This is a genomic window from Myroides sp. C1519, from assembly GCF_038039755.1.
GTDB classification, from domain to species: Bacteria; Bacteroidota; Bacteroidia; order Flavobacteriales; family Flavobacteriaceae; genus Flavobacterium; species Flavobacterium phaeum_A.
The window spans coordinates 1-25,549 of sequence record NZ_JBBPHM010000002.1 but is presented as its reverse complement, the minus strand read 5'-3'; the positions used below and the strand labels follow the sequence as shown (position 1 = coordinate 25,549).

26 protein-coding genes, 1 tRNA gene and 1 riboswitch are annotated in these 25,549 nt (G+C 33.0%); of the genes, 15 read left to right on the top strand and 12 right to left on the bottom strand.

Translation table 11 applies throughout. The features are described from left to right. On the top strand, positions 1–1,086 hold the full coding sequence (locus AABL81_RS01525) for an ABC transporter permease (RefSeq protein ID WP_158209542.1): 1,086 nt from the start codon (positions 1–3) through the stop codon (positions 1,084–1,086). Between the two features lie 36 nt (positions 1,087–1,122). Here the strand turns inward: AABL81_RS01525 and AABL81_RS01520 are convergent, their stop codons facing one another. The 3 genes from AABL81_RS01520 to AABL81_RS01510 all read right to left on the bottom strand — a co-directional run bounded on the left by AABL81_RS01520 (position 1,123) and on the right by AABL81_RS01510 (position 3,166). Beyond that, positions 1,123–2,028, bottom strand: coding sequence for a glycoside hydrolase family 25 protein (locus tag AABL81_RS01520; RefSeq protein ID WP_341340207.1), 906 nt, complete (start codon positions 2,026–2,028; stop codon positions 1,123–1,125). Between the two features lie 49 nt (positions 2,029–2,077). Further along, the gene (locus AABL81_RS01515; protein ID WP_341340206.1) at positions 2,078–2,911 is read right to left on the bottom strand and encodes a mechanosensitive ion channel family protein; all 834 of its coding nucleotides are present in this window, start codon (positions 2,909–2,911) and stop codon (positions 2,078–2,080) included. A 173-nt stretch (positions 2,912–3,084) separates the two neighbouring features. Further along, a tRNA-Leu gene (locus AABL81_RS01510) sits at positions 3,085–3,166 on the bottom strand. A 143-nt stretch (positions 3,167–3,309) separates the two neighbouring features. Here AABL81_RS01510 and AABL81_RS01505 point away from each other — a divergent pair. Then, entirely contained in the window at positions 3,310–4,698 is a 1,389-nt protein-coding gene (locus AABL81_RS01505; protein WP_158209545.1) for a dipeptidase, read from the top strand. A 49-nt stretch (positions 4,699–4,747) separates the two neighbouring features. On the opposite strand, the gene AABL81_RS01500 is transcribed toward AABL81_RS01505, so the two are convergent. Further along, positions 4,748–5,998 (bottom strand): glycosyltransferase, encoded by a 1,251-nt coding sequence (locus AABL81_RS01500; protein ID WP_341340205.1) that lies wholly within the window; start codon positions 5,996–5,998, stop codon positions 4,748–4,750. Positions 5,999–6,087: 89 nt separating this feature from the next. On the opposite strand from AABL81_RS01500, the gene AABL81_RS01495 reads away from it, so the two are divergent. After that, a complete protein-coding gene (locus AABL81_RS01495; RefSeq protein WP_158209547.1) occupies positions 6,088–6,669 on the top strand; it encodes a tRNA-(ms[2]io[6]A)-hydroxylase in 582 nt (193 codons plus the stop codon). A 59-nt stretch (positions 6,670–6,728) separates the two neighbouring features. Here AABL81_RS01495 and AABL81_RS01490 read toward each other — a convergent pair whose 3' ends face one another. Continuing rightward, positions 6,729–7,550, bottom strand: a complete 822-nt coding sequence (locus AABL81_RS01490) for a phospholipase D family protein (protein ID WP_341340204.1) — start codon at positions 7,548–7,550, stop codon at positions 6,729–6,731. Between the two features lie 165 nt (positions 7,551–7,715). On the opposite strand from AABL81_RS01490, the gene AABL81_RS01485 reads away from it, so the two are divergent. From AABL81_RS01485 to AABL81_RS01475, 3 genes are read left to right on the top strand one after another with little or no spacing between them, the layout of a single operon-like run. Further along, entirely contained in the window at positions 7,716–8,141 is a 426-nt protein-coding gene (locus AABL81_RS01485) for a hypothetical protein (protein WP_341340203.1), read from the top strand. A 2-nt stretch (positions 8,142–8,143) separates the two neighbouring features. Next, a complete protein-coding gene (locus tag AABL81_RS01480) occupies positions 8,144–8,512 on the top strand; it encodes a BlaI/MecI/CopY family transcriptional regulator (RefSeq protein ID WP_341340202.1) in 369 nt (122 codons plus the stop codon). 3 nt (positions 8,513–8,515) lie between these two features. Next, positions 8,516–9,730 carry a M56 family metallopeptidase gene (locus AABL81_RS01475; RefSeq protein ID WP_341340201.1) on the top strand — a complete coding sequence of 405 codons (1,215 nt, stop codon included), beginning with the start codon at positions 8,516–8,518 and terminating at the stop codon, positions 9,728–9,730. Between the two features lie 577 nt (positions 9,731–10,307). On the opposite strand, the gene AABL81_RS01470 is transcribed toward AABL81_RS01475, so the two are convergent. The 4 genes from AABL81_RS01470 to ruvC are packed head-to-tail and all read right to left on the bottom strand — an operon-like array spanning position 10,308 to position 13,139. Further along, positions 10,308–10,670, bottom strand: coding sequence for an MmcQ/YjbR family DNA-binding protein (locus tag AABL81_RS01470; RefSeq protein WP_341340200.1), 363 nt, complete (start codon positions 10,668–10,670; stop codon positions 10,308–10,310). Positions 10,671–10,673: 3 nt separating this feature from the next. Then, complete coding sequence (locus tag AABL81_RS01465; RefSeq protein ID WP_341340199.1) at positions 10,674–11,447, bottom strand: cyclase family protein; 774 nt, start codon at positions 11,445–11,447, stop codon at positions 10,674–10,676. Between the two features lie 4 nt (positions 11,448–11,451). After that, positions 11,452–12,585 (bottom strand): radical SAM family heme chaperone HemW, encoded by a 1,134-nt coding sequence (gene hemW / locus AABL81_RS01460; protein WP_341340198.1) that lies wholly within the window; start codon positions 12,583–12,585, stop codon positions 11,452–11,454. Continuing rightward, the gene (ruvC, locus tag AABL81_RS01455; protein ID WP_090410468.1) at positions 12,585–13,139 is read right to left on the bottom strand and encodes a crossover junction endodeoxyribonuclease RuvC; all 555 of its coding nucleotides are present in this window, start codon (positions 13,137–13,139) and stop codon (positions 12,585–12,587) included. The genes hemW and ruvC overlap by 1 nt, the downstream gene beginning before the upstream one ends. A gap of 61 nt (positions 13,140–13,200) precedes the next feature. Here ruvC and AABL81_RS01450 point away from each other — a divergent pair, with 61 nt between their 5' ends. Beyond that, the gene (locus AABL81_RS01450; protein ID WP_158209552.1) at positions 13,201–14,157 is read left to right on the top strand and encodes a hypothetical protein; all 957 of its coding nucleotides are present in this window, start codon (positions 13,201–13,203) and stop codon (positions 14,155–14,157) included. Between the two features lie 35 nt (positions 14,158–14,192). Here AABL81_RS01450 and AABL81_RS01445 read toward each other — a convergent pair whose 3' ends face one another. Next, positions 14,193–14,672 carry a hypothetical protein gene (locus AABL81_RS01445; protein WP_341340197.1) on the bottom strand — a complete coding sequence of 160 codons (480 nt, stop codon included), beginning with the start codon at positions 14,670–14,672 and terminating at the stop codon, positions 14,193–14,195. A 47-nt stretch (positions 14,673–14,719) separates the two neighbouring features. Between AABL81_RS01445 and AABL81_RS01440 the strand changes: the two genes are divergently transcribed. Further along, the gene (locus AABL81_RS01440) at positions 14,720–15,220 is read left to right on the top strand and encodes a DUF456 domain-containing protein (RefSeq protein WP_341340196.1); all 501 of its coding nucleotides are present in this window, start codon (positions 14,720–14,722) and stop codon (positions 15,218–15,220) included. A gap of 59 nt (positions 15,221–15,279) precedes the next feature. Here the strand turns inward: AABL81_RS01440 and AABL81_RS01435 are convergent, their stop codons facing one another. Then, on the bottom strand, positions 15,280–16,167 hold the full coding sequence (locus AABL81_RS01435; RefSeq protein ID WP_158209555.1) for a DMT family transporter: 888 nt from the start codon (positions 16,165–16,167) through the stop codon (positions 15,280–15,282). Between the two features lie 72 nt (positions 16,168–16,239). On the opposite strand from AABL81_RS01435, the gene AABL81_RS01430 reads away from it, so the two are divergent. From AABL81_RS01430 to AABL81_RS01420, 3 genes are all read left to right on the top strand, one after another. Next, entirely contained in the window at positions 16,240–16,689 is a 450-nt protein-coding gene (locus tag AABL81_RS01430; protein ID WP_341340195.1) for a MepB family protein, read from the top strand. 84 nt (positions 16,690–16,773) lie between these two features. Beyond that, positions 16,774–16,959: riboswitch (cobalamin riboswitch) on the top strand. A gap of 110 nt (positions 16,960–17,069) precedes the next feature. Continuing rightward, the gene (locus tag AABL81_RS01425) at positions 17,070–19,133 is read left to right on the top strand and encodes a TonB-dependent receptor (RefSeq protein ID WP_341340194.1); all 2,064 of its coding nucleotides are present in this window, start codon (positions 17,070–17,072) and stop codon (positions 19,131–19,133) included. Beyond that, positions 19,130–20,266 (top strand): YncE family protein, encoded by a 1,137-nt coding sequence (locus AABL81_RS01420; RefSeq protein WP_158209558.1) that lies wholly within the window; start codon positions 19,130–19,132, stop codon positions 20,264–20,266. Before AABL81_RS01425 ends, AABL81_RS01420 begins: the two co-directional genes overlap by 4 nt. Here AABL81_RS01420 and AABL81_RS01415 read toward each other — a convergent pair. Further along, positions 20,256–20,450, bottom strand: a complete 195-nt coding sequence (locus AABL81_RS01415; protein ID WP_341340193.1) for a hypothetical protein — start codon at positions 20,448–20,450, stop codon at positions 20,256–20,258. The two genes, AABL81_RS01420 and AABL81_RS01415, sit on opposite strands and share 11 nt — an antisense overlap. 337 nt (positions 20,451–20,787) lie before the next feature. On the opposite strand from AABL81_RS01415, the gene AABL81_RS01410 reads away from it, so the two are divergent. From AABL81_RS01410 to AABL81_RS01395, 4 genes are all read left to right on the top strand, one after another. Beyond that, on the top strand, positions 20,788–21,588 hold the full coding sequence (locus AABL81_RS01410) for a PKD domain-containing protein (protein ID WP_341340192.1): 801 nt from the start codon (positions 20,788–20,790) through the stop codon (positions 21,586–21,588). Positions 21,589–21,610: 22 nt separating this feature from the next. Further along, a complete protein-coding gene (locus AABL81_RS01405) occupies positions 21,611–22,591 on the top strand; it encodes a PKD domain-containing protein (RefSeq protein ID WP_158209560.1) in 981 nt (326 codons plus the stop codon). Between the two features lie 175 nt (positions 22,592–22,766). Continuing rightward, positions 22,767–23,873 (top strand): DUF4465 domain-containing protein, encoded by a 1,107-nt coding sequence (locus AABL81_RS01400; protein WP_341340191.1) that lies wholly within the window; start codon positions 22,767–22,769, stop codon positions 23,871–23,873. A gap of 248 nt (positions 23,874–24,121) precedes the next feature. Continuing rightward, on the top strand, positions 24,122–25,219 hold the full coding sequence (locus tag AABL81_RS01395) for a DUF4465 domain-containing protein (protein ID WP_341340190.1): 1,098 nt from the start codon (positions 24,122–24,124) through the stop codon (positions 25,217–25,219). The last annotated feature ends 330 nt before the right edge of the window (positions 25,220–25,549 follow it).

Below are 25,549 nucleotides of genomic sequence, written 5' to 3'. Positions count from 1 at the left end.
ATGTATCAAAAAAGTAAATCATATACACAGATTGCGCTCCAAAGATTTAAAAAAGATTTTTGGGGCGTTTTCTGTTTTTGGATAATTATAGTAATTGCTCTTATAGCGGCTTTCGCTTATTTCATTATACCTGATAATTCAAAAAATGCTAATGCTGGAGACTTAGCTCTTCGTTCTGAATCTCCAGGGTTTAAAGTACAAACTATCGTTATTCCTACAAACGAAGGGATTAAGTTTAGTGAATTGTGGTTTGGACGTGAACAGGCAACACAGCATATCGCAATTAACGAGTTTCATATACAACAAGACTCTATCTTTTATAAACCTTATAGCAATCAACCAGAATTAGAAGAATTCAAAGCGCTTCCACTATCTCTTTTTAAAAGTGCTAATGAGAAAGATATTGTACAAACAAAAACATACTGGCTCGGAACAGATAACCAAGGTAGAGATTACCTCAGCAGATTAGTAATCGGAGCAAGGGTATCTCTTTCAATCGGTTTTGTAGCTGTTCTAATCTCTTTAGTCATCGGAATTACTTTAGGAGCAATCGCGGGATATTACGGTGGAAAAATAGATGCTCTAATCCTGTGGTTAATCAATGTATTTTGGTCTATCCCTACTTTGTTATTAGTAATTGCAATTACCTTGGCTTTAGGAAAGGGTTTTTGGCAAGTATTTATAGCCGTAGGGCTAACTATGTGGGTTGAAGTAGCTCGTGTAGTGAGAGGACAAGTTATCAGTGTTAAAGAACAACAATATGTAACAGCTGCCAGAGCATTAGGTTACAATAATTACAGAATCATTACTAAACACATCTTGCCAAACTGTATGGCACCTGTTATTGTAATTTCAGCAGCTAACTTTGCTTCTGCCATCTTAGTGGAAAGTGGTTTAAGCTTTTTAGGATTGGGAACACAAGTACCGACACCAAGCTGGGGGGCAATGATTAAAGAGAATTATAATTACATCTTACTTGGAAAACCTTATTTAGCCCTTTTACCAGGCTTTGCTATGTTTATCCTTGTGATAAGCTTTATGCTAATCGGTAACGCCTTACGAGACGCCTTAGACGTTAAAAAATAAGTATTCAAACTTATCTCTATAAAAAAAATGCGAAGACTACTTTAATAGTAGTTTTCGCATTTCTGTTTTATTACCGTTATAGATATTCAAATCTACTTTTCCCTCAATACCATTAACAATTCCTTTTTCTGTAAACTGCCAAAAGTGCCATTCAGGCTTTATTTCTTCTACAAAGAAATTATAGTTTGCAATCCACAATATATGATCCGGAAACCATTGCTTCAAATGATTCGTATAATAATGTTCTCCTGAATATAAAATTGGCTTAACCTTGTAGTGCTCTTCCACCAATTCAATCCATCGTTTTAATCCTAAACGAAGACTTTCTACTGATTGCTTTTTAGGCAAATCTTCAATATCTAAAACTGGAGGTAAATCTCCAGGTGCTAATTTTACTGTTTTTATAAAATTATTCGCTTGCTCAACTGAATTCTCATCTGGTCGATAGTAGTGATATGCGCCTCTGATAAAATGATTTGCTCCTGCCCCTTTCCAGTTTAACTTATAAGCCCTATCAACGCCATCAACGCCCATAGTTGCACGTACAAATACAAACTCCAAAGCAGACTTACTTGCAACAGAATCTACTCTACCCCAATCAATGACTCCTTGATAATGTGACACGTCAAATCCAATCATTTTACTATCGTGTCGTGCTAACACCTCAGCCGTTCTAAAATCAAATAATGACTTCTCAGGAGCATTCTTTCTATCTTGACTAAAAAAGTACTTAAATCCATCTTGAAAGTGAATACCTAACCATATCCCACCACCCAATAAAACATTGATTATGATTATCCATTTAATCCCTGCCCAATTTGAAGAAGAACTTTTTGTTTTCTTCTTTTTACTGGATGTTGTTGCCTTTCTCGGTTGTTTATTTAACCGTTTTAAGGTTTCACGAGGGTTAGATGTATTTTTTTTAGTTGATGTTCGTTCCATAGCACTTTCAAAAGTTCGGCAAAGATATTTAATATAAGTAAATTACAAACTACTTACCTGTATTATCCAAGCGTAAAACAGGTACTGGTAACTGAATATTATTTAGTTTAAACTTCTTGTCTATTTCAAAGCGAATTTCACTTGCTATACGATCGTTATCAAAAGCATTATCTATAAAGTAGTATAAAATAAAACGAACTGACGACTCGCCAAACTCATTAATAAAAACAATTGGTTGTGGATGTTTCAACACATCAACATTGTTTTCAACAGTAGTTAACAAAACTGCCTTTACCAATTCTACATCAGTACCAATATATGCCCCAACATCAATTCGTGCACGGATAACAGGATCTTCGTGTGTCCAGTTATAAACTACATCATCTATTAACTTTCTATTTGGTATAACTAAATCTTTTCTATTACGTGTCTCTACAACGGTACAACGCAAGCTGATTGTCTTAACTCTTGCAACGTGTCCTCCTGTTTCAATCACATCACCAACGTTTAGCGTTTTATCTAACAAAATATAAATACCAGCTATTAAGTCTCTAAAAATCGATTGAAGCGCCAAACCTAAACCAACAAATAAAGCAGCAGAAGTAGTCAAAAACATACTAATATTGATCCCTATCGCATTTAAGATAAAGAAAAACATAATGACGTAAATAAAGTAATTTACAAAGTTAAACACACTACTTAAGCGTGCAGCTACATCTGGTGTAGCCATATTGATAAACGTCTTCTTCAAAAAGCGTAATCCATACTTAGTAATCATTAAAGTGAATACAATAAACAAGATTGTTCCAATTGTTATTGTAAGCGATTTACTTGCGTATAATTCGTATTCTAAAAGTGTAGAAAGTATTGTTCTTAAATTCATTATTAACTCAAAAATTGGATTAACAGTCTATCTTAAGACAATAACCAAACCAAAAGTCACTTGTCTTGCAAAAGATCACCTAAATATACCAAATTAAAAAGTACGAAAAAGGAAGATTAGGAAAGTAGTAGAAATAAAAAAACCTCTTCAAAAATATGAAGAGGTTTTTGTTGTGCGGGTAAAAGGACTCGAACCTTCACACCTTGCGGCACCAGATCCTAAGTCTGGCGTGTCTACCAATTTCACCATACCCGCTTGTTGGCTGGAACCAGTGTTAGTCACTGTTGTTCCTTTAAGACGTTGCAAATATACAACGCATTTTTTAATGTGCAAGAAAAAATTTATTTTTTTTTTATTCTTATGTTTGTAAGGAATAATGTAAATGTATCCTATATACTATGAAAGATTCAAAACAATTTGTTCAAGAAAACAAGCAACGTCTTTTAGATGAGCTAATTGAACTATTAAAAAAACCTTCTATCAGTGCTGACAGTGCCTTCTCACAGGATGTAATTAATACTGCAGAACACGTAAAAAAAAGTTTAGAAGAAGCAGGATGTGACCTTGTTGAATTATGTGAAACACCTGGTTACCCTATTGTTTATGCAGAAAAAATCATTGATCCTGCCTTACCAACGGTATTAGTTTACGGTCACTACGACGTACAACCGGCAGATCCAATCGAATTATGGACATCTCCTCCATTCGAACCAGTAATCAAAAAAACAGACATACACCCAGAAGGAGCTATCTTCGCTCGTGGAGCTTGTGATGACAAAGGTCAAATGTTTATGCACGTAAAAGCGTTTGAATATATGATCGCTAACAATGCTTTACCTTGTAACGTGAAATTCATGATTGAAGGAGAAGAAGAAGTTGGTTCTGTAAGTTTAAGCTGGTTTGTGAAAAGAAACCAAGAGAAACTTAAAAACGACGTTATCTTAATCTCTGATACTGGAATGATTTCTAACGAGCAACCTTCTATTACTACAGGTTTAAGAGGTTTAAGCTATGTAGAAGTAGAAGTAACTGGTCCTAATAGAGATCTTCACTCTGGTTTATATGGTGGTGCGGTTGCAAACCCAATCAACGTATTAACTAAGATGATTGCTTCATTACACGATGAAAACAACCATATCACAGTTCCTGGTTTCTATGACAAAGTAGAAGAACTTTCTCGCGAAGAAAGAGATGAAATGGCTAAACGTCCTTTCTCTTTAGATGACTACAAAAAGAAATTAGACATCGAGGATGTTTATGGTGAAGCAGGATATACTACAAACGAACGTAACTCTATCCGTCCTACTTTAGACGTAAACGGTATTTGGGGAGGTTATACTGGTGAAGGAGCTAAAACTGTTATCGCAAGTAAAGCATTCGCAAAAATATCAATGCGTTTAGTACCTAACCAAGAATGGGAAGAAATCACTGAATTGTTCAAAAAACACTTCGAGAGCATTGCTCCTGCTGGTGTACGTGTAGAGGTTAAACCTCACCACGGAGGACAAGGATATGTAACTCCTATCGACTCTGTTGGATATAAAGCTGCTGCTAAAGCTTATGAACACACTTTTGGTGTTACACCAATTCCAGTGCGTTCAGGAGGTTCTATTCCAATTGTAGCTTTGTTTGAAGAAGAATTAGGTTCTAAGTCTATTATGATGGGATTCGGATTAGATACAGATGCTATCCACTCTCCAGACGAGCACTTCGGAGTATTCAACTACTTAAAAGGTATTGAAACTATTCCTTTGTTCTACAAATATTACACTGAAATGGTAAAATAGTAGTTCACTACAATACAAAAGGCGAGTTAGTTAATTAACTCGCCTTTTTTTATTTTTTATTCTTTGCCTCTATCCACATACCAAAAAACTTAGAACTTTGTGCACTATGGTGCTTAAATACTTGTCCTAAAAAATTACTACGTCTATGCTTCTCAAGATTCGTATAGCAATCTACTAATCGCTTTAGAAACAATTCACCGTACTGTTTCTTGTCGTAATTCGTTAGTAAGATTGATTCACCTAAATTCTGCTTGTCCTTCCATACCGACTCATCTGAATACAATAAAACTGCTTTTTCAACCATTTCCTCAACCTCATCGCAGACAAAACCACACCAAGGCAATTCTCCTTTCATTGATTCCACTCCTACAGAAGTGGTAATAGAAGGTGTTCCCACTTGAATAGCATCTACAAACTTCCCTTTTATTCCCGCTCCAAATGTAATCGGAGCCAACATAACTCTTGCATCACTAATTACCTCCAAAGCATCTTCTGCTCTACCGTGAACAAGAAAACGCTCCTTTTCATTGTGTAATTGTAATACTTTGGGAGAAGGATAGGCTCCATAAATATGCATATTTACCTTAGGCAATCGCTTGCGCAACAAAGGCCATACTTCTTTCTTCAACCGAAGTACCGTCTGCCAATTGGGTTCATGAATAAAATTACCAATAAAAACAAAGCCCTCTCTGTTGTCAAAAGTTTTCCAATTCGACTTTTCTTCTGCTGTAATCTCATCTTCTAAAAAAGGTAACGTCAATAATAATTTATCGCTTATGCCAAATGTTTGTGTTAACAACTCCTCTTCATAGTTAGAAATCAACAAAGTCAAATCACAACGCATTATACTCGCTAACTCCCTTTTTGTACGCTCTGAATAAAGATAATCATCTAAACTTCCAACCGCTTTTTTAATCAACTCTTGTCTCGCATAGCGCAAGAAATGTAGGTCTTCTGTATCCAACACAGTCATTGCAGAAGGAAATTGCTCTGCAACACGCCAACCGAACTGCTCTTCAATCATAAACCGGTCGAACATAACAATATCAGGATTCAAAGATTTCAAAGCTTCATCTGTACGTTCATCATTCAACCATATCTCAAACTCTGTAACTCCCAACGCAGACAGATCATCACTATAGTTACTCTTCTTAGCAGCACTACTAAAGTAAATATCCATACCCCACTGGTTAAAACAAGCTAATAATTGCAACATTCGCTTTCCTGCAGCAGATGATTTAGATTCAGGCCAAACCTGACCAATAACAACGATTCGTTTATTTTGAAATACCTTTTCCATACCACAAAAATAAGCATTCTCACAAATGTAATAGACTCATTTTTAATCTATCTAATTATTGTTATTTTTGCATAAAACGAAAAGGAATTATGCTTGGATTAAAATTATTAACGGACCCTCGTTGGGCTAATATTGCAGAAGGTAATTTAGAAGAAATTTTAACAGACCACTGCTGGTGTGAACAAAAAGCTGCAAGCAATGCAATTACGATTATTGCTTATAATTCAGAACATGAGGATTTAGTAACCGCTATGACTGATATTGCTATTGAAGAAATGGAACATTTCAAAATGGTACACGATATCATTAAAAAACGTGGTTATACTTTAGGTCGAGAACGCAAAGATGACTATGTCAACAAACTAAGTAAGTTCTGTAAAAAAGATGGTAGTCGCAATGACGCTTTTATAGACAGATTATTATTTGCTGCGATGATTGAAGCGAGAAGTTGTGAACGTTTTAGAACATTATCTCAGAACATCGAAGACCAAGAGTTAGCAAAGTTTTACTACGACTTAATGGTTTCTGAAGCAAATCATTACACTACTTTCCTGAAGTTTGCGAAAAAATATACTGAAAAAGTTGATGTTGATAAACGTTGGAAAGAATGGTTAGACTTTGAAGGAGAACTTATTCAAAGCTACGGAAATAGTGAACAAATACACGGGTAATTACTTGATATAAACAAAGAGAATGAGGTCGCCCCAAAAGGACACTCTCATTCTCTTTATTATTTTGGAACTTTACTCCAATGTTTCTTTAAAATTGGCTTTTTAAAACTTGTTTCTCCAAAAGACTCCTCTCCAGAAAAATGACAATATTTCTCCTTATATTCTTCATTTTGAAACTTAAGCCAACTTTTATAAGCTTCTTCAGAAAAAGGCTTTTTATAATTCAACTCAATTCTAACACCTGTTCGAATACAATAACCAAATTCTACTTTCCTATTATCTTTACCTCTTTCCTTCTTTACATCATTAGAATAACTCTCTTGCTTACTATTTATAGAACCTGAGTCTTTTATTATCCCAAGTAATTTATTACATTTTATTTCAGACTTAATATATTTACTTTTATTAAAGATCCCTGCTTCTGTAAATTTTGACTCATTATGATATACTAAAGAAGCATCGCGAATTAAACCTTCAAAATAACCTTTAGCACATTTAAAATCTGAATTATCTAAAAAAACTCCCACCTCCTTATTCTCGTTTTGGGAAAATGCATATAAATTCATAGAAGTTAACAATCCTCTTCTCTCATTTGCATAATATTTAGCATGCAAACGAGGTTCATAATATATTTGGATATTAGGTAAAGACATAAAGTATTCTATTTCATCAGATGAAAAACTTTTAGTGAAATCTTCTTCATTTTTACCAAAAACAACAACCAATTTAATATTAGGCTTTTCTTTTAAATCGTTTAAAGCAGATTTCAATGTATGATGTAATTTTATATAAGGCGAAATCAACCACACAAAATCTTTTGCTTCCTTTATAACATCATTTATTGAAACAGAAATATTATTATCACTTACAAAATAATCCATATTATAACTATAAAATTTTTATTAAAGTAAAAATAACTATTTATTACAATAATAAAAATTACAAACCATTAAAACAAGAATATATTTTAACATTATTTTTCTTAAAAAAATAGTTGTTTCAAAAAACTATTCTATATTTGTAGAGCAACATTTACAACTATAGATATGAAGACTCGATTTATTCATTCCACAATCGTATTAATCTTTTTACTTCTCTTTAGTTCTTGTAAAATCAACCAAAAACGAAATGGTGAAAAAATAGGTCGTTGGGTATTTAAAACAAGCATAGATAATAAAAAAGATATTCATAGAGGTAGGTATAATAACGATGGTTTTCAAAAAGGAACCTGGCGCTACAAATATGATGGAGTACTTTATAAAAAAGAATTATTTAAAAATGGCATTGCTATCACTACTGAATACTATCCAAATCGAAAAGTAAAAATAAAAGGACAAACCAAGTTTGAAAAAACAGACAAACAATTACACTATTACTACTTTGGTTCTTGGTTCTTTTATGATAAAAAAGGAAAACTAACTGATGTAAAACATTACAAAAAAGGAATATTAGAACATCATACAAAACTATAATTATGATCAAACTGCCACAAACAGAAGAACAATTAATGGAATATATATGGGAAGCAAAAAAAGCTTTTGCTAAAGATATAATTGATAAATACCCTGAACCAAAACCCGCACAAACAACAATATCAACCTTATTGAAGCGATTGACAGACAAGGGATTTATAAAATACAAAACCTATGGTAACTCAAGAGAATACTCACCTATAATTGCAAAAGAAGACTATTTTGAAAATCATATCAATGCCATCGTAGAAAACTTCTTTGAAAACTCAGCTTTAAAATTCGCTTCTTTTTTTACTAAAAAAAGTAAAATGAGTAAAAAGGAATTAGAAGAATTAAAAAAAATAGTAGACGACCAACTCAAAACCAAATAAATTATGATACTTTACTTAACCAAAATAACTATTCTACTTTCTATTGCATTAGTGGTTTACAAGTTATTACTCGAAGATACGAAAGCACATAAATTCAAGAGGTTTTATCTTCTTTTCTCCTTAATACTTGCTTTAGTGATTCCATTAATCACTTTACCTGTACAAAGTAATATTTCAGTAATTAATACTAAACTGCACGAGTTAACAGAAGTAATCATTTCTCCAAATCAAACAAAACAAGAACATAACAATATTCAATTAAGTACAGTTCTTTTGGGGATTTACATACTGGGAGGAACTATTGCATTCATAACAATGATCGTAAGTCTTCTAAAATTTAAAAAACTAAGGCAAACAGGTAAAGTAGTTTATAATGATTCATTTAAGTACATTTTACATTCAAAACTTAGCAACCCATTTACGTTCAACAAATGTATTTACCTGCCAGAAACAACAGACTTATCAAAAGACAACAAGATTATAATACACGAACAAATACACGTTAAACAAAAACATACATATGATATTCTATTCATAGAAGTACTAAAAATATTGTTTTGGTTTCACCCACTTTTTTACATATACAAAAACAGCATTGCTTTAAATCATGAATTCTTAGCTGATCAGGGAAGTATCAATTCCAAAGATGAAGCCAACGAATATTTACAACTATTATTAAACCAAACTTATAATCAGAGTGAACTTAATTTATCTAATTCATTCAATTTTAACCTAACCAAAAAACGTTTTATTATGATTACAAAGAAAAACAATCCGTATAGAAATGCATTTGCAATCTTTACTGCTACTGCCCTTTTCTTAACAGCTGGTGTAGCAACGGTACAAGCACAAGAAGTAAAAAAACAATCCTCTACTTCACAATCTTATGACAACGAAGTTTTTGTAGCAGTAGAGAAACGTGCAGAATATCCAGGAGGAATGAATGCCTTTAACAATGACTTTATTTCAAAATTTGTTACGCCTAAAGGAATAACAGATTCAACTATAATGACTATTGTACAATTTATCGTGGAAGCAGATGGTTCTATTTATGATGCAAGTGTTGTCAGAGATCCAGGTCATGGTATTGGACAACAAGTAATCCAAATTTTAAAAACAATGCCTAAATGGTCTCCTGCTGAGCTAAAAGGTAGAAAAGTTAGAAGTCAATTCACAATACCAATTAAAATTCAAGTAAAAATAGACCAAGAAAACTAATAGATAATAGCCTTAACTATCAATACTAAAACGCTTTGAGAGTTCTCAAGGCGTTTTTTGTTAGCTATAACTGTTTAAGTAATAAAAAATAAAGCATTACTAACATCAAGAAACATTAACATATTAAAAAGATATGTAAAACTTATAAAAGCTCTCTCTTATCCTAATAAAACAAAGACTTTCTTATTTTCAAACAATAGCTTAAAATCAGAATACATAGACACTAATCTGAGGATTCTCCGACAATCCTCCGACAAAACACCCTATATCCCAGTATTCTCGGAGGATTGTCCCACATAAGTCAGAGAATCTCTTTATAAAAGTAAATGATATCTACATCAAAATTACAACAAAAAAAACACTATAACCTCAATAAACATAAGGCCTACCACAGGTTTACACATCACTAATAATTACATTTTTTCAAAGGAAAAAACAGCGACAAAAAAGCTTTTTTAAACAAAAACCGTAATTATTAACCACTATTTTACTAAAAAAAGAGTCAAAAAAAGTAAAAATCACTCCATTTTTCTCACATAAAAAAAGAGAAACTAATGATTAGTTTCTCTTTTTTTATTTACTTTAAAATCTCTTCTTTCATTTTCTTTGTTAGTCCCTGAAATACCAAGTCATACGAATGGTCTATCAACTCTTTTAAAAACACCCAATTAACTGAGCCTCTAACTGCAATGGTATTCCAATGTTTCTTACTCATGTGGTAACCTGGTGTAATCTCAGTGTATTCTCCTCTTAGTTCTTCTGCACGATCAGGATTACACTTAAGATTTAAACTGTGCTCTCCTTCCTCCCACTTCTTAAGATTAAGCAATAAGAATATTTTACCTCCTACCTTAAAAGTAAGTACTTCTTCATCAAACGGAAAGTCCTCTGTTACCCCTTTTTTGTGTAAACAATAGTCATAAATAACTCCAATATCCATAAATTACTTGATTAGTTGATATAAAACAGGCTTACTTGGTGAGGCATCATTGACAAAAGAAGCTATCTGCAGGTTCAAAAAGTAAAAGCCATCTTCTACCTCATTAGCTACATAAATCATCTCTGTAATAGTTGCATTTAAACGAGCATCCTCATTTAATTGACTTACATTCGTTACATTCCAAAATGCTTTGTGTGCAAGTAATTTTCCTTCATCCTTTTCCTTGTCCACACTTGGCAAATCAATTAATAAATGTTCAACACCTTTCGCTCTTAAAAAAACACATACTTCCCACGATAAGTAAGGCGGATTCGTATGTGAATATTTCGCTGATTTTTTTTCTTTTAAATTGGGTAATGTTCTAAAAACAATTGCTTTCTGACCTTGTTCAATCCACACTTTTTTTACTTGCTCTAACGTAATTACAAAGTCGCCGTTTGCTTGTAATTCAGGCTCAATCGTAACTAACTGCCCAAAAAAGAAAAACTCTTTTAAACTGTCGTTTACACTATAAAAAGCTTTAGTAATATGTCCCAAACATTCTGTATGTGTACCGTGTGCGTGAGGATTAAAAGTAATATTATTAAAATTCGTAGACGAATTACCCTCGCTCACCTTGCCGATCCAATCACCCATTTCAACTGGAGAAATATCGGGTTTCTCTAAATACCACGCAATTGGATTGCTTTCTGTATTAACAAGAGGAATAGATATATCTATTGGCTGTGATAAGTCAATTTGATATACGCAATCGGATAAGGTTATACTTGCTATCACGGTTTTATTTCAAATCTAACCAAAATAAATCAGATGCAATACCGTCACTTAAGAATTTTCCTTTATCAGTAATCGTCAGTACATCTCCCTCGCGATGCATTAGGCCATCTGCAATAAAATGAGTTGATTCTTGTATTAGGTAATCATAGAAATCTTGACCAAAATCACGGTGTACGCGGTTAACATCAACACCCCATATCGTGCGTAATCCAGTCATAATATACTCATTATAGCGATCAGAAAGAGACAACTCTTCAACCTCTAAAGGAAGTTTTCCTGATTGGATATCTTTTATGTACAACGGATTGTTAGCGATATTCCAACTGCGGTGTACGCCGTCAAAACTATGAGCAGACGGTCCTATCCCTAAATACTTTTTACCCAACCAATAAGCAGAGTTATTCTTTGAATAATAGCCTGGCTTAGCAAAATTGGATAGTTCATAATGAATATAGCCATTCTTGCGCAACGTCTCAATTAGCAACATAAAGTGATTATGTGCTACTTCTTCTTTCGGACTTGGAATTACACCTTTTTTGATTAATTTATTCAATGCTGTACGTTCTTCAACTGTCAACGCATAACAAGAAATATGTGGAATTCCCAAATCAAGAATACGCTGAACATTAACCAACCAACGTTCATTGCTCATATTAGGAATACCATAGATAAGATCAATAGAAATATTGTCAAAATGCTTAACTGCTTCATCTAAACAGCTTATAGCCTCTAAAGAATTGTGTGCACGATTCATCATTTTCAGGTCTTCTTCTCCAAAAGACTGAATACCGATGCTTAAGCGATTTACTTTAGACGCTGCCAACTTGTGAATTGTAGTATAGTCTAAATCGTCAGGATTTGCCTCTAATGTTATTTCGGGATTATCTGAAACGGGAAACAAGTTATAAACTGCTTGTATCAAATCGTTTATTTCATCTACCTCCAAAATACTTGGGGTTCCTCCTCCAAAGTAAATGGTTTCTACCACCTCATTGTGCAATTCCTCTTTTCGAAGTACTAACTCCTGTTTCAAACTTTGCAACATCTCTTCTTTCTTCTTTAAGGAAGTAGAAAAGTGAAAGTCACAATAGTGACAAGCTTGCTTGCAAAAGGGAATGTGAATATATATACCTGCCATTACTTTTTAACTCGGTCTTGATTTTGTTTGATGAATGCATCCCATCCAGAATAACTTTTTCCAGTTACAATCTTATTTGAATTATAGAAATGACAAACCGCAGCGGCAAGACCATCTGTACTATCTAAATTTTTAGGCAACTCTTTTAAACCCAACAACTGTTGTAACATTTTTGCCACTTGTTCTTTACTTGCGTTACCATTTCCAGTAATAGCCATCTTGATTTTCTTAGGCTCGTATTCTGTAACAGGAATATTGCGAGACAAAGCAGCTGCCATTGCAACACCTTGTGCTCTACCTAACTTCAACATTGATTGTGGGTTTTTTCCTAAGAAGGGTGCTTCAATAGCAATTTCATCTGGCAAATGTGTTTCTATTAATTCAATTGTACGTTCAAAAATAAGCTTCAAACGCGTATAGCGATCCTCATACTTGGATAATAGCAACTCATTCAACTGTATAAACTCCATCTTCTTATTTACCACTCTAATCAACCCAAACCCCATAATAGTGGTTCCAGGGTCAATACCTAATATGATTCTATCTACTGTCAATTTAATATTTTTTTACACTTTTATATCCCTGCCCAACAAAATATTATCTTATTTTGCAGTGATGAAAATTCTATCAGACAAAACTAAGCAATATCTCGTACTTCTAATTAAAATATTAGTTGTTGCTTCTGCTTTTTATTATATCTACAATCAATTATCAAATGATAAAACCCTTGATTTTAAAGTGTTGTTAGAGGTAATCGCTAAAAAAGAAAACTACTTTGCTCTTTTTATTTTAGCGTGTTTGACTTTTTCTAATCGCTTTATTGAAATTTTAAAATGGCAGAATCTCTCATCATTAATCAAACCAGTTAGCGTTTGGCAAGCAACTAAGCAAGTGTTAAGTGCGCTTACTTTGGGTATTTTTACCCCTAATGGTATTGGTGAATATGCAGGAAAGGCATTGTATTTTGAGAAAAAAGACGCAAGTAGAGTTATCTTTTTAAATATGATCTGTAATGGCGTTCAAGTCATTTATGCCATTGTATTTGGATTAATAGGACTAAGTATTCTTAATCAATTCCACGAAATAATTCCGAATTACTATTTGTTTATTGCCTATGCTGTAATTGCAACTGTAATTTTAATCTTGTTTTCACTGCGTCATTTTACGATAAAAGGGTACTCTATTAAATCACTTATCGAAATGATAAATGAAATCCCTCGTCAGAAACATCGTAAAAACTTAATCTTAGCATTCTTTCGCTATGCTTCTTTTACCCACCAATATGTGATTTTATACTACTTATTAGGTGTTGACATTCCTTATTTTGAATTGTTATGTGCAGTTTCTGCTATCTATTTAATGGCATCATCACTTCCTAACTTTCAGTTTTTAGAGTTTGCTGTAAAAGGTAGTATTGCTATGTTTATTTTCACCGCTTTAGGAGTTAATCAATGGGTAGTAGCGTTGGTCGCAACATTAATTTGGTTACTAAACATTGTATTGCCTATCAGCATCGGTAGTATATTTGTGATGACTTATAGAGTAAAGCAAAAAGAAGAAGCTGATTTATAACGTTACACGCAATTCCAAGATTATTTTAAAGACAACTATTGTTTATTTAAAACAACAGGAATAATAAATTGACTTGTAACTGGTACGCCTCTTTTTACAGCTGGATGAACTACTGAAAATACTTGCCCTTGTTCGTGTAAGAACTTATTAATTGTTTTTGTCTGTTCTATTAGCGTTTCCGGCAAATCATATAATTCAAAGTCTACCTGTGAATCTGTCTTAACTGTTACTAATATTTTTAAGGTGTCAAGCTGAGTAAAATTACCCTCAATAGTATCTGCATTAAAACGAACTTGCAAATTCTGGGTAATAAAAGAAAAGAAACAATCCCTTTTAGACTTGTCATCTAACAAAGAATCACACAAATCTACTGTCGGATATGTATCAACTTTAGTCCAATCAATTTTATCTAATTCTTCTTTTAGCAACACTTCCTCATCTGGCAATTGATTGTATTTCAATTGACAGGAAACAGTTAAAACCAGTAAAAAGATAAACATCAGTGATTTTTTCATAGCTTGGATTATTGTACCTTTATTTCTCAAAAATACAAAAAATACGAATGGAATATTTACTATTAATCGTTGCACTTGTTTTATTAGCAGGCGGAGTGGTCGGAAGTGTGCTTCCTGCCCTACCTGGATTACCCCTAAGTTGGTTTGGAATACTGTGTTTATATCTAACAACAGGTGTTGAAATAAATCACTATATCTTGTGGATTACTTGTGTTATTACCATCGCAATTTCAATTTTAGACTACGTTATTCCTGCACAGGGGACAAAGCGTTTTGGTGGCTCATCCTACGGAATATGGGGCACTAACATCGGTTTGGTTGTTGGTTTAATTGCTCCAATTCCTTTTGGTTTTATAATCGGACCTTTTGTTGGGGCACTTTTAGGTGAGTTATTATTTGACTATAAAAATATCAACCGAGCACTGAAAGCTGCTTCTGGTTCTTTCCTTGGTTTTTTAGTATCAACTTTTATGAAAATAGTTGTTTCTATTGTATTTGTAGCCCTTGGAATTAGCATAATTTGGAAGAATGCCAGTATATGGTTCTAAAAAAAAACGTCGTATTATCACTAATACGACGTTTTTTTTTATTCTTAACAGGTGATTTACTATTTCAAACTCACTTCTTTTTTTCCTCCAATAATTGGCTTTTCAACAAATGTTATCCCAATTCCAAATAGAATAATTGCTCCTCCATAAATCATCTGCATTGTAATCTCTTCATTTAAGAACATCCAAGCTAAAAAGGCTGCTAATAAAGCTTGACTCAATAAACTTAGTGAAACTCTCGTTGCTCGCATATGCTTTGTTGCAAAGCTTAACAGGAACCAAGCGATTAACTGACATACAATTCCTTGCACAACTAATGTTAACCATCCCATACTACTGAACCCAGAAAACTCTGACCCCATTGCAAAGTTTGTGATTCCTAAAAAGATTGAAGAAACCAATAAACTGTATGACATAAATGGTATAATCTCTACTTTTTCTAAAACCTTTTTACTGAATAAAATATAACACGCATATAAGATACCTGACAAAATTCCAAAGGCAAATGGCAAGTCAAAAGACAAGTCCATAAACACATCTACACCAACTAAAACAACCATTCCTGTAATAGCAAATACGGTTCCTATCCAAAAATTAATACTTGGTTTTGAACTCAAGAAGAAATAACTTCCTATTCCTACCCAAACGGGTGCAAGATTAGTTAGCAAAGTAGCTTGAGTAGCTGTTGACCCTTGAATAGCAAAGTTCCAAACGCCTATATCTGCACCAAAGAAAAAACCACATAACACAATTAGCATCATCGTTTTTAAATCGTACAGCTTCATTTGCTTTGTAAATAAGGCGTAAGGCACTACAAATACAGCTGCAATAGCCATTCGATAAAATGCTGAAATTAGAGGCGGTGTCAAGTCTAATTTTACGATAACAGGAAAAATCGAAATACACACGATTCCTATTAATAATGCTAATCTTGGTTTTGATAACATTGGCGTGATTTTAATTTATTTGATTTTGCAAAGAAAACAATTCATTTGAAATATATTTACACAAAAATCAAAATGTTGGAACAATTTATTCCTTTATTAAATAATTTTTCAGAATTACAAACAGCTTCTTTTGTAACCAATTATTGTTTATTCCCTGAAAGTAATGAGTATAATGCTTGTTCTTTTTCAATCAACAACTACAAGATAATTTACCGAGAAGCTAAGGTTACACCCAAGAAAACAGGACTTTTTGTAGCTATCTGGAAAAGGAATGAACACGGGATTACAGAACCTTATCACATTGCTGACGACTTTGATTTTATGATTATTTCTTGTGTTGAAAACAACAACAAAGGTTATTTTATCTTCCCAAAAAATGTATTGGCCACCTTAAACATTATTTCTTCAGCCAATAAGCAAGGTAAAAGAGGTATGCGCGTATATCCAACTTGGGATATTCCGACCAATAAACAAGCGATTAACACACAGAAAAAACATAAAGACTTTTTTACAATTCTATAATTATTCCGAGATATCCCTAATAAAAGTATAGCATTCTGATACTATGCTGTTTAAATTACTTTTTTAAGATATTATTTTATATATATTTGTAACCGATACTATGGTTGTCTTTCGAGATATTAAAAGGGAATTAGGTGTAAATCCTAAACAGACCCGCTGCTGTAAACTCGTCCAGAAAACAAACCGCGTTATCCACTGTTGTCTCTGTATAATGGGAAGGATGTTTGTTTTTGAGTAAGTCAGAATACCTGCCGTTTTATCTTAATTGTTTGATGTTTTCGGGTATAAAACAGCGAACGCACTTCTTCGTTTATTGCTAACGATAGGTTAGATGCGTTTCTTTCTTCCCTTTTCCATCAACTTTGTTAGCTGACTAAACTATGAACTTAAAACTACTCCCTTTAGGAATATGTTGTTTGATAGGAACTTCCCTATTCGCACAACAAAAACAAGATACGATTACTTCTCTGAATGAGATTGTAATTGAAAAAGAAGTTTTTAAAGACCTTATTCCTGTACAAACTTTACAAGGAGAACAACTTGAAAGATTAAACAGCCATAGTGTTGCTGATGCTTTACGCTATTTTGCGGGTATCAAAATCAAAGACTATGGAGGAATGGGTGGACTAAAAACAGTGGATGTCCGCAATATGGGTACGCATCACGTAGGTGTTTTTTACAATGGTGTTCAAATTGGAAATGCACAAAATGGTATTGTAGATTTAGGTAAATTCTCTTTAGATAATGTAGAAGCTGTAAAACTATACAACGGACAACGCAGTGCTATTTTTCAATCTGCAAAGGAATACGCTTCTGCTTCTACTGTCTATATTCAAACTAAAAAACCTGTCTTTAAAGAGGGAAAAGATTATAACTTTTCTGCTAAGTACAAAGCAGGGTCTATTCAGTTAGTGAACCCTTCTGTTAGAACGGAATACAAAGTAAATGACAATGTGAGTACCAGTATTAGTGCTGAGTACATTTACTCTAATGGGGATTATAAATTCAGACAAAAAAAACTCAACATAAATGGTTCGGTTGCTTATGATACAATTGGACACAGACTTAACAGTGACATTGAAGCTTATCGAATTGAAAACGCTTGGTATGGTAAAAACGATAAGAATACTTGGCAAGCAAATGTGTATTACTACCAATCAGACAGAGGATTACCTGGTGCGGTGATTAAAAAGAGTGATACTACTATTGAAACAGAAAACATCAATGAACGCCAAGGAGACAAAAACTTTATGGCACAGGCAGAGTGGACACGCTTTGTAACTGATAAATACTCTTTTTTATTAAAAGGGAAGTTTGCTTATGATTTGATGCATTATAAATCTCGTAAAACAGTAGGTTTTGAAGGTGAAGAGGTTACGTATAACCCACAATTCGACAATACTTTTTACCAACAAGACTGGTATATATCGGCAGCTCACCTTTACAAAATAACCGATATTTGGGAGGTATCTTTGGCTACTGACATTCAATACAACAAACTAAATGCTACGCGAAAAGGACAAGGAACATTGTTTTCTTATCCTGAGAGATATACTTTCTTGACATCATTAGCCACATCTGTTAATCTTGGAAAGGTAAAAGCTCAAGGGAATATTCTTGGAACATTTACTAAAGAAAAAGTACGCCATAACCTACAAGCTCCTGACCGTTCTGTATGGGCTCCTTCTCTATTCTTGAGCTATAAACCTTGGGATAGTGAAGACTTTATAGTTCACGCTTTCTACAAATACATCTTTAGGCTACCTACTTTTAATGATCTGTATTATACACAATTGGGTACGTCTAATTTACGACCTGAAGTATCAAGACAATTCAACGTAGGTTTTACTTATAGCAAACCATTAAACACACGTTTCTTTGATGAAGTACATTTATCTGTAGAGTCTTATTATGCGAATATCACAGATAAAATCATTGCTTCTCCTACCTCAAGTATGATGCGTTGGATGATGACAAACTTAGGTAAGGTTGAAAACTACGGTATTGAATCTTCGGCAGGAACAACAGTTAATATTATAGACGACCTAACACTTGGTGTAAATCTAACGTACGAATATACCGTTGCTAAAGACAAAAGTACTACCCTATTTGGACAACCTTCGTATTATGGTGACCAAATTCCTTATGCTCCTTGGCATTCGGGGTCTTCAATTGTGTCATTAGACTATAAAGATTGGGCATTTAACTATAGCTTTATCTATGTTGGAAAACGTTATAACGGTAATAAAAACAACATTAAACGCAATGAGATACAACCTTGGTACACACACGATTTATCATTGCAAAAAAGCTTTAAATGGAATAACTACCGTTTTAAAGCATCTATAGAAGCTAACAATATAGCGAATCAATATTATGAAGTTGTAACTAACTTCCCTATGCCAGGGCGCAACTTTCGTTTTACTTTAAACTTTGAATTATGAGATTAAAAAATATATACTTACTCCTTTTTTCTTTGATTCTATTAACGAGTTGTAGAAAAGATGAAATGATATTCTTATCGGACAGCTCTACTGTTTCTATCCCTACTCCTTCAGACCAATACAGAGGTTTCTATCTGTTAAACGAAGGGAATATGGGTATGAATAGAGCTTCAATTGACTTATTTGAATATGATAGTGGAGTTTATACACGAGATATATTTTCTGAGAGAAACCCTAACATTACTAAAGAATTAGGAGATGTTGGAAATGACATCCAAATCTATGGTAAGAAGGTTTATGCTACGATAAACGTTTCAAACTTTGTAGAAGTATTTGATGTTGAAACAGGAAAACATATCAAACAAATTCACGTTCCAAACTGTCGCTATTTAAAATTTAAAGACGGTAAGGCTTACGTGAGTTCTTATTCGGGAAAAGTTGAAATCAACCCGAATGCAGAAATTGGCTTTGTTGCTGAAATAGACACTTTATCCTTAGAGGTTACACGTAAAGTAGTGGTAGGTTACCAACCTGAGGAAATGGTTATAAAAGGTAATAAACTATATGTAGCTAACTCTGGTGGATATAGAGTACCAAACTACGACACTACTGTATCTGTAGTAGATTTAACTACGTTTACTGAAATCAAAAAAATAGATGTAGGAATTAACTTACACCGTATGCAAATGGACCGCAATGGTGATATATACGTAAGCTCACGTGGTGATTATTACAATGAAGAACCAAGTTTATATGTAATTGACTCTAATACAGACAAAGTCAAACAAAAGTTAGACATCCCTATTTCTAATATGACAATTGATGATGATAAATTGTATTATTACGCAACGTCATATAAACACAATACGGGTCAGAATACTATTTCATATGGTATTTTAAATACAAATACGAAGCAAATTATCACAGATAACATTATAACGGATGGGACAGATAGACAAATATTAATCCCTTATGGAATTGCAGTAAACCCAGAAACTAAGGATATATATATGACAGATGCCCAAGATTATGTGGGTACTGGATTTGTATATTGTTATTCCCCTGAAGGAAAACTAAAATGGCGAACTACTGGAGGTAATATACCTGCACACTTTGCCTTTATTAAAAAATAAACCAACTTATATAAATTATGAAAAAAAAGTAATTAAGATTATCCTCATTAGCTGCAATATGCCTTGGAGGTTTATTCTTTTTTAGTTGTTCAAATGACGATGGAACTCCTTTTACAGTAGCTCCAGAAAAACCAGTTATTCCAGTAGAATCTTCTGATTTAAAACTATCTGGAGAATATGCCACAGACCGAAGTCAATCAATTGCGATTATTCCTAATCTTGAAAAATTCACTTCACCAAAAGTAACGTGGAAAGTTATTGGTTTCAATAATATAGCTAAAGACTCAGTTATCAGTAATGATAATGACTTATATTTTGTTACTTTAAAAGAAGGACGTTATAATCTAATCGTACAAGTACAAGACGATAATAACCAAATAACTCACAGTTTTGATATTAAAATAGAGAAAGAAAAAGAAGCTTATAAAAATCATATTTTTAAAATATATGATTTCTTACCTTCATATGGGCAGTTTACAAATAAATTACCTAAATACGAAGAGGGAGATACTAAAGAAATAATGATTGAAAAAGCGGAAAAAGCAATCGCTGTACCAAAACCAAGTATGATTAGCTTAGGTGGTTTTGGTGGTTATGTTGTATTTGGTTTTGATCACACAGTTGTAAATGTACCAGGAAAACGAGATTTTAGAGTTTTAGGAAATGCTTTTTGGGCAAATGCAAACCCTAATGCAGGTGCAAGTGGAAGAGGTGGTAGTTGTGAACCAGGTGTGATAATGGTTGCTTATGATAAAAATGGTAATGGTGTTCCTGATGAAGATGAATGGTATGAAATCGCAGGAAGTGAGCACTCAAAACCAAAAACAGTAAAGGATTATGAAATCACTTTCTATAGACCTGAAGCAAATAAAGAACCTGTAAAAGATCCGGCTCTTACTTGGGCTACAGATTTAGAGTATATGAGATGGGAAGATAATCAAGGGAACAAAGGGTATAAACCCAAGAATACTTTCCATCAGCAAAGCTATTTCCCAGAATGGGTAAAAGATGATAAGATCACTTTTAAAGGAACCTTATTGCCAAATAATGCAATTGATGAGAGTGGTCAAGGAAATTATTGGGTATTATATAGCTTTGATTATGGATATGCTGATAATGCTCCGAATAAAGATGACGAATCAGCAATTGATATTTCTTGGGCAGTAGATAAAGATGGTAAAAAAGTAAACTTACCAGGAATTGATTTTATTAAAGTTTACACTGGATTAAATCAAGAAGCTGGCTGGTTAGGAGAAACTTCTACTGAAGTAAGTGGTGCTATTGACTTACATTTAGAAGGAACTTCTATTCCTACAAGATAGAAAAACAAAAACAAACTAATTTATGTTATTAAAAAGTAAAATAATACTTAGCTTATCACTTGTTGTCCTTGCAACAAGTGGTTGCTCAAGTAGTGATGATTCAAACAACACTATTCTTCCTCCAACAGATCCTTCTGTACCAATTAATCCTACAGCTCCTGTCACAAACTTTAGTCACGTTACTAAAGTGTTTGAATTTAAACCTGCTTACGGGCAATTTACAAACAAATTACCTAAATATGAACCTGGAGATACAGAGCAGGATATGATAAAAAAGGCATTGAATTATGTCTCAGGTAAAAACCCTTCTGTAGTAAGCTTAGGTGCATTCGGTGGTTATATTGTTGTAGGGTTTGATTCTCCTATCTTAAATGTAGAAGGCTTTCGCGATTTTAGAGTTTTAGGAAACGCTTTTGAAAATAACGCTGAACCAGGAATAATTATGGTAGCTTATGACAAAAATGGAGATGGAATTCCTAATGAAGATGAGTGGTATGAAATTAAAGGAAGTGGACATTCATTAATGGGTACGATCCAGAATTACGAAATTACATACTATAAACCTGAAAAAGATAAAGATAATAAAACAGGGGACTTCGAGGAATATGTAGAATGGTCGGACAACCAAGGAAATAAGGGGTGGAAACCAAAACTAAACTATCATACACAAAGTTATTTCCCTGAATGGGTAAAGGAACAATCTATATCTTTTAAAGGGACTAAACTTCCTGATCACGCGATTCAAGGAACTAATAGTCACTGGAAATTACCTTCTTATGAGTACGGATATGCAGATAATCTACCTAATGATAATAAAAATAGCACCATAGATATTAGTTGGGCTGTTGATAAAAAAGGTAATCCTGTAAAATTACCACATATAAATTTTATAAAAGTATATACTGGAGTAAGTCAACAAGCAGGATGGTTAGGAGAAGTGTCTACCGAATTTGGTGGAATAGTAAACTTACATTCTACCAAAGAATTTATCCCAAACAAATAAAACAAAAAGCCTTAGTATTTACACTAAGGCTTTTTTGTTAAAAAATGTTACTATTTTTAATAAAAACAAAATGACACGTATTGTCTTTTTGTTTTAAATGCTAAATTTTAAAAATATTAACCAAAAAAATTACTAATTTTGCACCATTAAAATACACATACAAAATTTATTTACGATGAAAAACAGATTCTTACGCACGAGTTTCTTATTCTTTTTAGGACTAAGCTTAACTGCACCACTTGTAACAAGTTGTTCTAACGATGATTCAGCGAATACTACTATTGAAATTCATGACACTAAATTAAAACAAGACGCAAGAAAACCTTTTACAATTGATCCTAAAATTGATCCTGTAGATACTAAATTTTCTTGGTTCGATAATACTACTCAAAAGTTTATTTCTACTGCACCAGTATTAGAGTATAAAATCAATAAACCAGGAACTTATAGAATATCTCTTAAAACAACTAAAGGGGATGTAGTTGAAATGTATTCTTATACAACAACCGTATCTTATGGAAAAGAACTACATAGTGTTTTAGATTTATCAAAAATAGAATTAACACTTCCTACAGTAGATGGCTCTATTTGGAGTAATACATTTACAGCAAATACAAAACTTGAAACTTCTCCTTTTATTTTCAACCACTTAGTTTCTAATTATGACGGAGTAAACTATTGGTCAGGATTCACTGTTTCTAATAGTACAGATAAGGAAAATCAAAAAGAAGCTTTTGCTACTAATATGTATGGTACAATGGCTAACACAGTATCTAAAAATAAAGAAGGTAAAGAAATTTTCAATCCTTTTATCGTTGCAAATACGCAAACAGTGCCTACTGATATTAAAAAAGGAACTGTAATTGACATTGATAATACACTAACAGTAATTGAACTAACAGATGCTAAAGATTTAGCTCAAAAATTTTTACCTGAAGAACTATCTATTGCAATTAATCCTTACACTTACTATTCAGTAACTGAAGGTGATGGATATGGTAAGAAATTTAAAGAAGGTGACTTTTACAACATTCACATTTTTGCTTTAAATGAAAATAAAGAAGTTATTAATGAAAAACCAATCGTAAAATATTTAGTTGATTTTACTAAAGGAGTTGGCACTATAAATAAAGATTGGCAAACAGTAGAACTTTCTAAACTTGGAGAAGCTAAATATTTAGTATTCTACGCTGATTCTTCTGATAAAGGAGATTACGGAATCAATACCCCTGCTTACTTTACAATAAACAAATTAGTAGCTCATAAATTACCTAAAAAATAATTTAAGCAACAATCAAAATAAAAAAGCAATCTATAATAGATTGCTTTTTTCATTTCTATACTCCTCTATCACTTTACTTATACCCCATATTCAAGATGTTTATAATTTAATTTACTAAGTAAAAAACTTGTTGATAAAATAATATATTTGCGCAATGACCTATAATAGCATTAGTTCTATTCTGTCATATAACAAAAAACTATCACTCTAAATATGATAGCCAACAAACAATAAATTATTCAACAAACGTGAAAAAACATTTTTTTAAACTAAGTTCTTTCCTTTTCATAGGATTAACTTTATTAACATCTACAACATTTACAAGTTGCTCTAACGATGATAGTGCTCCTTATTCAACACCAACCTTTAATGGAAGTGTTCAAGCAATAACTTTTGAAGAAGTAACCATTAATCCTGAAGTTAATAATGTAAATGCTATTTACAAATGGACTAATAATACAACGCAACAAGTACTGTCATTACAACAAGTACTTAAACATACCTTTAATAAACCAGGTACTTATAACTTAGTGTTATCTGAACAAAATGGTAATTCGTATAAATATTATACTTATGAGGTAGTAGTTACTAAAAGCTATGATTACAATTATGTAAAATTAGATCTATCTGATTTTAACTTATCCGATGGACAAGTAACTACAGGGGGTAAAATATGGAAGGACACCTATACAGAAGATGCTGTTTTAAAAAGTGGAATCTTTAACTTTAAACACCTTGGTTTCCCTGATTACTACACTTGGATGGGGTTCACAGTATCGAACAGTACTGATAATAGCAATCAATTAAAAGGAGATGGCTGGTTAGAAAACCAATGGGGAACTATGCCACAAGGAGGTGTAGCAGGAAAAGGAACACCTTTCTTAGTATCTTATGCAGATCATAAACCCAATGTAAAACTGTTAGATCCAAGCAAACCCTTTGCTGTTGATAGATTCTCTTCTGTTGTTACATTAGAAGATGACAACAATGAATACAACGCTGTTAGTGCAGACTTCGCTATTAGTCCTTGGCCATACTATGGTATCTTAGAAGGAGACGCTTATGCAAGTGCTTTCAAAAAAGGTGATTTCTTTGCTATTCATATCTATGGTGCAGATGAAAATAAAAAGCTTACATCTGAACAACCAGTAACGCATTACTTTGTAGACTTCAGAGACGGTATAAATGAAATTAATACAAATTGGAACACTGTAGACCTTTCTCCTTTAGGAAAAGTAAAATACTTAGTATTCTTCTTAGAAACAACCGATAAAGGTAAAAATGGTCCTAATACCGCTTTATACTTTACAATGGACAATCTAATAGTAAACAAGATCGATAAATAATAAACAAAAGGGTATTCTAATTGAATACCCTTTTTTAATTCTTACAAACAAAAAAAGCATCAATCCAAACGGATTAATGCTTCTCTATTACTAAATAAAATAATTATACCACATAAAAAAAGCTCTCCCGCACTAGGAAAGCTTTTCATTGGTCTAACTACTAAACCTTAGTGCTTACGCACTTAACAACACAACTAAATTTTAAGTCCTCAAATAAGTAATTATTAGAGGGCAAAAAAAGCCTCTCAACTACGTGAGAGGCTCCTTTTTTACTGGCGGTCTGGACGGGACTCGAACCCGCGACCCCATGCGTGACAGGCATGTATTCTA